The sequence below is a fragment of the Leptolyngbya cf. ectocarpi LEGE 11479 genome (genome assembly GCF_015207065.1).
GTDB classification, from domain to species: Bacteria; Cyanobacteriota; Cyanobacteriia; order Phormidesmidales; family Phormidesmidaceae; genus Leptothoe; species Leptothoe ectocarpi.
Genome location: NZ_JADEXP010000281.1, coordinates 1 through 8,708 on the forward strand (window position 1 = coordinate 1; position 8,708 = coordinate 8,708).

Below are 8,708 nucleotides of genomic sequence, written 5' to 3' on the forward strand. Positions count from 1 at the left end.
AACCCAAACAGATCATAGATTTGCCCATAGACAGTCCGATCATCCAGCCGAAAACGCTTTCTACGATCCAGCTCAGTCCAGCTTTCAAAAGCGGCTATCAGGCGTTCGGCAAATAGGTACTCCCCAAAGCTTTTGTGGGCAAATTCTACCGAGCCTCGTTTATCTCCTTCTCCAGGGCGCAAATAAAAGGTTGTGAGCAGATTGTTAAGAGCCTTATCCTCTGACTGCCCAGTAGTTTCTTGAGCCGTTTTGAGAGATGTGGCTACTGGATTGGCACTATCTTGAAATCGTGCTTTCAACATTGATAGCTGAGCTGTTTCATTCCCCGACTGCACTACACATAGAGCAGCTTCCTGTAAGACTTCACGCAGATCGTCAGGGTCATCCAGGCCCGACAGACGGATGTTTTCAGCCTGACGCTGTTTTTCTAGCACCCAGTTGACCGACCCGCGATATATCCGCAGCTTTGCTTGACTTTCTTGCTCAGCATCTGCAAACATCTCACTCGTCAATTGTTTCTCTCGATGCAGCCGTGCTAAAAGATAAATGAGTAAAGGTTCTCGAGCCAAATTATTACCAATCTCTGTTGGGCAAGCCTCTAGAAACTGGCGGAATTGGTTCACTTCCTTTTCTTCAAAAATAGCTTGCCAATTTATTAACCACCGCTCCTGCAGAGCATTATCCATAGGCTGTAACTTAACCCGTTCCAATGTTTTATTTTGAGTAATTCGCTGGGCGATTCCTTGCAAAGCTAGCGGTCTACCTGTCACCAAACACTGATGATGGCTGCGCTCCTGAAAATCTGACACCTGTTGCAGAAATTCTTGTAACCCACCAGTAGACCGTCCTTGCAGCAACAGCTCATCAAATCCGTCTAAGATTATCAAGAACCGAGTGTTTTTATCCTTTAGCCATCCTTCCGTGCCAACAAACTCAACAGGCTCCAAGTCAGGACAGTTCTCTAGGGTTTCGGTCAGTGTGTTTTCAATAGCTCGCAGACTGCGCAGTCGAATAAACAGCGGAATGTATAAAAACGACTGAGTTTGGCATACCTCAGCGGCAAACATACGACAAAATACAGACTTACCCTGCCCAGCGTCCCCCTCAATAAACATCACTTTGCGAGGACCTGTCTGTTCTAAAAGACTTTGTGCCCATTTGTGAATGTTGACAGGGTCTGTGTCCTCCTTTTTTTTACCTGATTGAGTCAGTGGCTGTACATTCAGGGGCACATAGATATCGTCGAATGTGATCGGCGGATCGCTTTCATCAAAGACCTGTTCTTTTGGAAGTGGCGCAATCTTTTTCTTTAGATAAGCGTCAATGCTGACATAGCGGTCTTGTTCTTGCTGACCGCCCGTTCGATAAAGTTCTGCCAGCGGTTCTACACTCTCCCCTGCCTCCGAAATTGCCTGATGTATATATCGAGGGGTTCCCCAGCTGACCTGCTCACTCAGCTTCTTTGATTCAGCTTCACCTAGACCAGCTTGCTGTAGCTGTTCCACTAATGCTGTACCCAATAGTTCGGCCAGTTTCGATTCTCTAAACCGGCTCGTAACCATTTTCAGTTCATTGGACGTCAGCTTTTGTGTATCTAGCTGAGCAAGCTGTTTTTCTAGCAGGTTCTTCAGAGAAACTGTTTTTAGTTTTTCAGTATCAGCAACATGCTCAAGTACGGCTTCCAAACTCTGTAAATAGGCCAGCTGCGCTACTAGCACGACAGAACTTTCAAACGTAGGTTCAGTTTTACTCAGGTTTAGATAGATTCTGAGCAGGCCAATACCGATAGACACAAACGGCAGCCCTGAAATTACCATCTGAGCATCTGGATCGCTCAGCACCTTAAAAAATGGCTCTACCTTCTCAAAATAGGGAGCCAGCTGATTCAGGTCAGACTTATGGTCTTCCCACGTTTCCCCTAAATCATTGCTTGCGCTGACCGCCTCAATTCCCCTCTCGGCCAGTTCACCCCACGGAATATCCTTTACATCCGTCTTTAGAAACTGCCAAAACCCGTTCAGACTAGCCATCAACGATTTTTGATTAGGAGGAACTGCTTAGACCATAGCCAGTTTTTCTAAAGATGGCAAAAGGATTAATATCTGCAATGAGCCCTGAGCGGAGTCGAAGGGCTCACTGTGAGTTTGAATAAGAACATTATGCCTATCATTCGTGTTGAGATTTTGCCTGGCAGAACCGTTGAACAAAAACGAGAGCTGGTGGAGACACTCACCCGTGAAACGGCTCGTATTGCTGGCTGTAGCGAGGCGTCGATTTATGTGGTGATTGAGGATGTGAAAAAGGAAAACTGGGGCGTGGGTGGACAGCTGTGTTCGGATAAGTTTCCTGATTGAGAGCTGCAGCCCGCGCTGGGTTGAAATTCCGGCGCTAACTGAGGGTTGTCCGCTAAACTCGCATATCTTGTACCAAGATCGGCTGTGTTGCTGCAGCCCGCGCTGGGTTGAAACGCCAGCGCTAACTGAGGGTTGTCCACTGAAGGGACACTTTGGTGTGGCGGCGTGAGTGGTCGGTCGTGGACCGAGCGAAGAGTAGTTAACTATTGTGGAAGCGAACCCTAAACACACATCTCCGAGGATTGTGTCCCTTTCAGTGGACACCCTTCGATTAGCCCTGGGTTTCGAACCCTGGGCGGGTGAACGCTTCCTCACCAGATGCAAGATCTGACGCTATCTCTTTTAAATCAATAATCTGTTACTTGACGACCGCTATCCATAGGTCGTATGTTCATTTCAAGGCTGCGGTGTTTATCGTGGCCTAATTTCAGAACTCAATATTTGGCACTGTCAGCAGGTGCTGTGAACACCTTGCTGACAGCTAACCTCCCGGATTTCCAAGCAATCCTGGAAGCTTCGGCTATTATGGCTCAGTAGCTCCGCTTTGCAAAATTTCTGAGGAGCCGCTGGGTATTGGGTTCTGGCTCCAGCCTCCTGGGCTCTAGCCCCAGGGGGCCTGTACCTAAATCTGGAGACCAGACCCATGTTTAAAGATACTAACCAGGGCGCAGGCGCGTCCAACGTTCCGCCTGCCGACAGTTCCCTGCCCGAGTTTCAATACGAAAACGTTAACCACACGCTGCTGGGTAGCCTGACGGCTATTCGCAACACCATCCTGCTGCTCCATAAGCTCAACTATGCCGAGCCGAATGATTGGAGTAAGCCCTTACCCACCGGGCGACCGAATGAAATGATGGCGATTCTGACGAAACGAGTCAGGGTGGGTTGAATTTAATCTCTGACACGGGAAGACATGATCTGATCTCTTCCTGGGAGATGGAATAGTTGAGGACCGCTGTTCGTACGTAGATCGGAGAGTGGCTTGAGATGTCGAGCCCTCTTCCTAAATCCTTCTCCCCGAGGGAGAAGGACTTTGAGTCTAGTTCCCTTTTCTTCTCGGCAAAGAAGGACTTCGAGTCCAACTCCCCTTCTCCCTCGGGGAGAAGGGGCCGGGGGATGAGGATCAATGCAACACCCAAAGCCACCTTACGATCGATATAATCGCAGACAGCCGAAGTCAACGTTCCACGTATCCTTATTCCTGCCATAATACTAGGGTTTTTGACTCAACCCCTTTAGCGCACCCATGGCGACCTTCTTACTCGAAGTCGGTACCGAAGACCTACCAGCCAGCTTTGTTAGCGATGCTCTTAACCAATGGAAAGCCAAAATTCCAGCGGAGTTAGATGAGCAGCTGCTGAGCCCAGAAAGTATCGAGTTCTATGGCACGCCGCGTCGGCTGTCCCTGATACTCAACGGTATCCCCAAGCGTCAGCCGGACCGCGAGGAAGAGGCGAAAGGTCCGTCGGTCAAGGCGGCGTTTAAGGATGGGAAGCCGACTAAGGCGGCAGAAGGGTTTGCCCGCTCCCGTGGGGTGAGCGTGGATGATTTTGAAATTCGAGAAACGAAAAAGGGTGAGTTTATCTTTGTTACGCAGAAAATTGCGGGGCGGGATGCGGCTGAGATTTTAACTGAGCTGATTCCTCAGTGGATTTTGGGCCTTGAGGGTAAACGGTTTATGCGCTGGGGCGATGGTGACCTCAGGTTTCCCCGACCGGTGCGCTGGCTGGTGACGCTAATGGATGACCAGGTGCTGCCGATTACGTTGACAAATGGATCTGAGGTGTGTGTTAGCGATCGCACCACCGAAGGCCATCGCGTCCTCCACCCCAAACCCCTCACCCTCAAGGATGCCACCGGCTACGTCGAGGCGATGAAGTCCATCTATATTGATGTCGACCCGGAGGAACGACGCAAAAAGATCGTGGCCCAGGTGGACAAAGCGGCTAAATCCGCTAAGGGTGAGGCCATCGTCAACCCGGAGCTGCTGGACGAAGTGATCAATCTGGTGGAATGGCCCACCGCCGTGGTGGGTAAGTACGACGAAGAGTTTCTAGAGCTGCCGTCGGAAGTGGCCATTACCGAAATGGAAAGCCACCAGCGCTACTTTCCACTGAAGTCGGGCGATAGCCTGCTGCCCAGCTTTATTACCATTTCCAACGGTGACCCGGCTAAGTCGGACATCATCGCCGAGGGTAATGGTCGGGTAATCCGCGCCCGCCTGGCAGACGGCATGTTCTTTTTTAATGCGGACCGTACCCAGCTGCTGGCGGACTATCTGCCCAAGCTGGAGATGGTCACCTTTGAAGAACGGCTGGGGTCTGTGCGCCAAAAGGTGGACCGGATTGTGGCGGTGGCGGGTGCGATCGCAAACCAACTCGGCCTCAGCACCCCACAGACTGACCTCGTCAACCGCGCCGCGCTGCTGTGCAAAGCTGACCTTGTCACCCAGATGGTGGGCGAGTTTCCAGAGCTGCAGGGCATCATGGGCGAAAAATATGCCCGCCATAGCCAGGAGCCAGAGGCCGTCGCCACGGCCATCTCTGAACACTATTTACCCAAGGGGGCGGGAGATAGTTTGCCCGAAACCCTCACCGGACAGGTGGTGGGGTTGGCCGACCGCCTCGATACCCTGGTGAGCATCTTTAGCCTGGGGATGAAACCCACGGGTTCCTCGGATCCGTTTGCCCTGCGTCGGGCTGCCAATGCTGTTGTCAGCATTATTTGGGCAGGTGGCTTGGACCTTAACCTGATGGAGCTGCTCCAGGCAATTACCATCGCGTTTGCAGCTGACCATTATGGTGCAAACGTCGCTGAGCTGCAGCAGGATCTGGAGTCCTTCTTTGAGCAGCGGGTGCGTACCCTGCTCCAGGATGATGAAGGAATTGATTATGACCTGATCAATGCCGCCGTAGGTGAAGACGACCCCGACTATCGCAACCGGGTGCTGAGTAATTTGCTCGACGCTCGCGATCGCGCCCGCTTTCTCCAGCACATTCGTACTGACGGCACCCTGGCCAGCGTCTACGCAACCGTCAACCGCGCCTCTAAGCTGGCCACCAAGGGCGACCTCGATACCGTCAGTCTGGACCCAGCTAAAATTGTCGATACGGCTTTATTCCAGTCCCCGGCGGAAACGGATTTTCACAAAAGTCTGCAGCAGCTAGTGCCCCAAACCCAGGCGGCTCAGGCTGAGCGCGACTACCAAAAGCTGATTGATGGCCTCAAGCAAGCGGCCCCCGTCGTGGCGGAGTTTTTTGACGGGGACAACAGTGTCATGGTGATGGATGACGATGCCGCTATTCGTCAGAACCGCCTCAATTTACTAGGTCTGCTGCGCAACCATGCGCGGGTGCTAGCAGACTTCGGGGCAATTGTTAAAGGTTAACGGCCATTCCCTACTCCCTCGATAAATCTGCTACATTTACTCTCCTGGGGTTACGGGGAATTCACCATGGAAGCAGCCAAACTAGATCAGCCTGAGTCGCAGCCCACTGCCTATGTGATTGGCCTGGGACTATCTGGAGTCGCCGCTGCCCGGTTGCTTAAAAAACAAGGCTGGCAGGTGGTGATTAGCGATCGCAACAGCGGCGAACGCCAGCTGGCGCAACAACAGACCTTGGCCAGCGAAAACATTGATGTCAAACTGGGACACACCTTTTCGGCTGACGACCCCATGGATTTGGTCGTGGCTAGCCCCGGTGTCCCCTGGGACTTGCCCGGCTTAGTTACCGCCAGAGAAAACGGCATCTGCACCATTGGTGAAATGGAGCTGGCCTGGCGTGCCCTCAGCCATCTGCCCTGGCTGGGTATTACCGGCACCAATGGCAAAACCACCACCACCGAGCTGGTTGCCGCTATCTTTAAGGCCGCTAACCTCAGTGCCCCCGCCTGTGGCAACATCGGCTACGCCGCCTGCCAGGTAGCCCTAGACCCCGAACCCGACTGGGTAATTGCCGAACTTAGCAGCTATCAAATCGAAGCCTCCATCGGTCCCAAACCTAAAATCGGCATTTGGACCACCTTTACCCCCGACCACCTTAGCCGCCATAAAACGATTGATAATTACTATGCTATTAAGGCGGCCCTGCTAGAGCGGAGCGACAAGCGTATTCTCAATGGTGACGATCCCTATCTGCGGGAAACGTTGGTAAACCGATGGGATCATAGCTATTGGACTAGTATTGATGGTCCGAATGCGATCGCGCCCATCATTCCTAGTACTTATATTGATCACCATGGCTGGGTTGTTCACCAGGATGAGCAGGTGCTGATGGCTAGCAGTCTTAAGATGGTGGGTCGTCACAATTTACAAAATCTGTTGATGGCTGTTGCGGCTGCTAAGTTAGCGGGCGTTCCCAATGATGCGATTGCGATTGCGATTGAGAATTTTTCGGGGGTGGCCCACCGACTCGAGTACATTGCTACGTGGGAGGGGATTGATTTTATTAATGATAGTAAGGCTACTAATTATGATGCGGCTGAAGTGGGTTTAGATTCTGTTGATGGTCCTGTAATTTTGATTGCGGGGGGGGATGAGAAGGAAGGTGATGATAGTGTTTGGCTCGAGCGTATTAAGGAAAAGACGGTTCAGGTGCTGTTGATTGGGGATGCGGCGGCTAAGTTTAGTCAGCGGTTGATTGATGTTGGCTATGGTCGCTTTGAGGTGGTTGAGACTATGGAGCATGCGGTTAGGCGTAGTCAGGAGATTGCTTTGGGGTTAAAGGCAAAGGTTGTTCTTCTGTCTCCTGCCTGTGCGAGTTTTGATCAGTATGCTAATTTTGAGGCGCGGGGGGATGATTTTCGTAGTCAGTGTGAGAGGGTTTTGCAGTAGTGGGGGGAGAGGTCATATGATCTTTTCGATAATCTAACCAATTCTTCACTGGCTATATGACATAGAGCGAAACCTGATATCTCAGCTGTTAATACCTGCATCAGATGCAGCACATGATGCTATCCTGGAGGCGAACGCTACGGTAGTCCCGATGGCAAAAGATCCTAAACCCAAGGTCCGTCGTGTCAGTGTAGACATTGGCGGTATTGAAAAAGAGCTAGAAGAGTTTGCCGAGCTAGCCGGGATTCCAGACGATGTCTGGGAGCAAATGCCGGATAGTCAGAAGTTGTTGCTCTTGGCGAAGCGAGGCATTCAGGCGACGCGGGAAGCGTTGGCAAAGGACGCTGAGCAGTATGGATAGTGAGACACGACAGGCGATTAATCAGCTGCTTGGTAGGATTAATCGCGTTAATGAGTCATTGGACACTACTACAGAAGCACTAGGACAATTTATAGAGGAGTGTAATGGTCGCTTTTCGGGTATTGATGAAATTCTTGAAATCCTGATTAACGAGACTACTGTGGGACGAAAACGGATTATGGATGAGCTTGAAGCGATTAATAGGAGGCTCGATGAGTAATTTTAGTGATATGCGTAAGAAGATTGACGCGATGCGTATCGAGCGAGAGGCTTGGACTGAGCGGATGCGCCAGATTGATGCGGATCGGGAGGCTCGAAAGATTAGGTTAGAAAAATCTGGTTTGAATCGGATTAAATCTTGGTTTTTTATGCTGTTTGATATGATTAGGGGAAAGATTGCTAGCTAGTCTTTCTGGGTGAGAGTTTGAGATGCAGGTGTTTGTTGGAAAGTATTTTGGGTGGTTGATGGGGAGGTTGAAAGTGTTGCTTGGGGTCCCTCCGTGTTCCCCAAACCCCCTGGGCAGGGCCGGGGCGCCGCCCTACAACCCAACGTATAGGATTGTCCCTAATGGCATTAGGTTGGGGTTACGGCGGGGTCGATTATATAGGTGCTGGACTGGTTTCTGCGAAAGGTTTGAGGCGTAAGTAGGGTGGGCACTGCCCACCTTCCAATGGGTTTAGAATAAATTCTTATGAAAGATTGTTTTCAATGCGACGGATAGTTTGCTCTAGACTATCTTGGCTGGGAGATTTTATCTGTTGATAAATGGTTAGGGCCTGACGTAAATAGGTGAGACCTGTTGTAGGGGATTGTTTTTGTTCAGCAAAAAGCTGACCTAACCACCATAATGTTGCGGCCTTGCCTTCTGCATAGCCAATTTTTTCTTCAATTGTTAAAGATTCTTGGAATAGCTCAATTGCACCGTCCACGTCCCCCTGGTTCGCTTTGAGAATGGCCAGTTGGTGCAGGGTAGCGGCTTTGGTTTGGACATCCCCGATTTTTTCAGTGATGGCTAAGGACTCTTCGTAGAGTGCGATCGCACCCGCCACGTCCCCCTGGTTCGCTTTGAGAATGGCCAGTTGGTGCAGGGTGGCGGCTTTGCCTTGGGCATTGCCGATTTTTTCTTCGATCGCTAAGGACTCTTCGTAGAGTGCGATC

At 51.1% G+C, this 8,708-nt stretch carries 9 protein-coding genes; 7 read left to right on the forward strand and 2 right to left on the reverse strand.

Annotated elements, in window-relative coordinates:
- A partial coding sequence (locus tag IQ260_RS22840; RefSeq protein ID WP_228016359.1) for an NACHT domain-containing protein occupies positions 1–2,030 on the reverse strand: 2,030 nt, incomplete at its 3' end.
- Positions 2,031–2,159: 129 nt separating this feature from the next.
- Here IQ260_RS22840 and IQ260_RS22845 point away from each other — a divergent pair.
- The 7 genes from IQ260_RS22845 to IQ260_RS22875 all read left to right on the forward strand — a co-directional run bounded on the left by IQ260_RS22845 (position 2,160) and on the right by IQ260_RS22875 (position 7,956).
- A complete protein-coding gene (locus tag IQ260_RS22845; RefSeq protein WP_193995392.1) occupies positions 2,160–2,354 on the forward strand; it encodes a 4-oxalocrotonate tautomerase in 195 nt (64 codons plus the stop codon).
- 643 nt (positions 2,355–2,997) lie between these two features.
- Positions 2,998–3,243: a hypothetical protein gene (locus tag IQ260_RS22850; RefSeq protein ID WP_193995393.1), complete on the forward strand. Its 246-nt coding sequence runs from the start codon at positions 2,998–3,000 to the stop codon at positions 3,241–3,243.
- 357 nt (positions 3,244–3,600) lie between these two features.
- On the forward strand, positions 3,601–5,742 hold the full coding sequence (gene glyS / locus IQ260_RS22855) for a glycine--tRNA ligase subunit beta (protein ID WP_193995394.1): 2,142 nt from the start codon (positions 3,601–3,603) through the stop codon (positions 5,740–5,742).
- A gap of 66 nt (positions 5,743–5,808) precedes the next feature.
- Complete coding sequence (murD, locus tag IQ260_RS22860) at positions 5,809–7,188, forward strand: UDP-N-acetylmuramoyl-L-alanine--D-glutamate ligase (protein WP_193995395.1); 1,380 nt, start codon at positions 5,809–5,811, stop codon at positions 7,186–7,188.
- Between the two features lie 151 nt (positions 7,189–7,339).
- Positions 7,340–7,549 (forward strand): hypothetical protein, encoded by a 210-nt coding sequence (locus tag IQ260_RS22865; RefSeq protein WP_193995396.1) that lies wholly within the window; start codon positions 7,340–7,342, stop codon positions 7,547–7,549.
- Positions 7,542–7,769 (forward strand): hypothetical protein, encoded by a 228-nt coding sequence (locus IQ260_RS22870; RefSeq protein ID WP_193995397.1) that lies wholly within the window; start codon positions 7,542–7,544, stop codon positions 7,767–7,769. The genes IQ260_RS22865 and IQ260_RS22870 overlap by 8 nt, the downstream gene beginning before the upstream one ends.
- A complete protein-coding gene (locus IQ260_RS22875) occupies positions 7,762–7,956 on the forward strand; it encodes a hypothetical protein (protein WP_193995398.1) in 195 nt (64 codons plus the stop codon). The genes IQ260_RS22870 and IQ260_RS22875 overlap by 8 nt, the downstream gene beginning before the upstream one ends.
- 283 nt (positions 7,957–8,239) lie before the next feature.
- On the opposite strand, the gene IQ260_RS22880 is transcribed toward IQ260_RS22875, so the two are convergent.
- Positions 8,240–8,708: tetratricopeptide repeat protein (locus IQ260_RS22880; RefSeq protein ID WP_193995399.1), on the reverse strand; the 469-nt coding region annotated here is incomplete at its 5' end.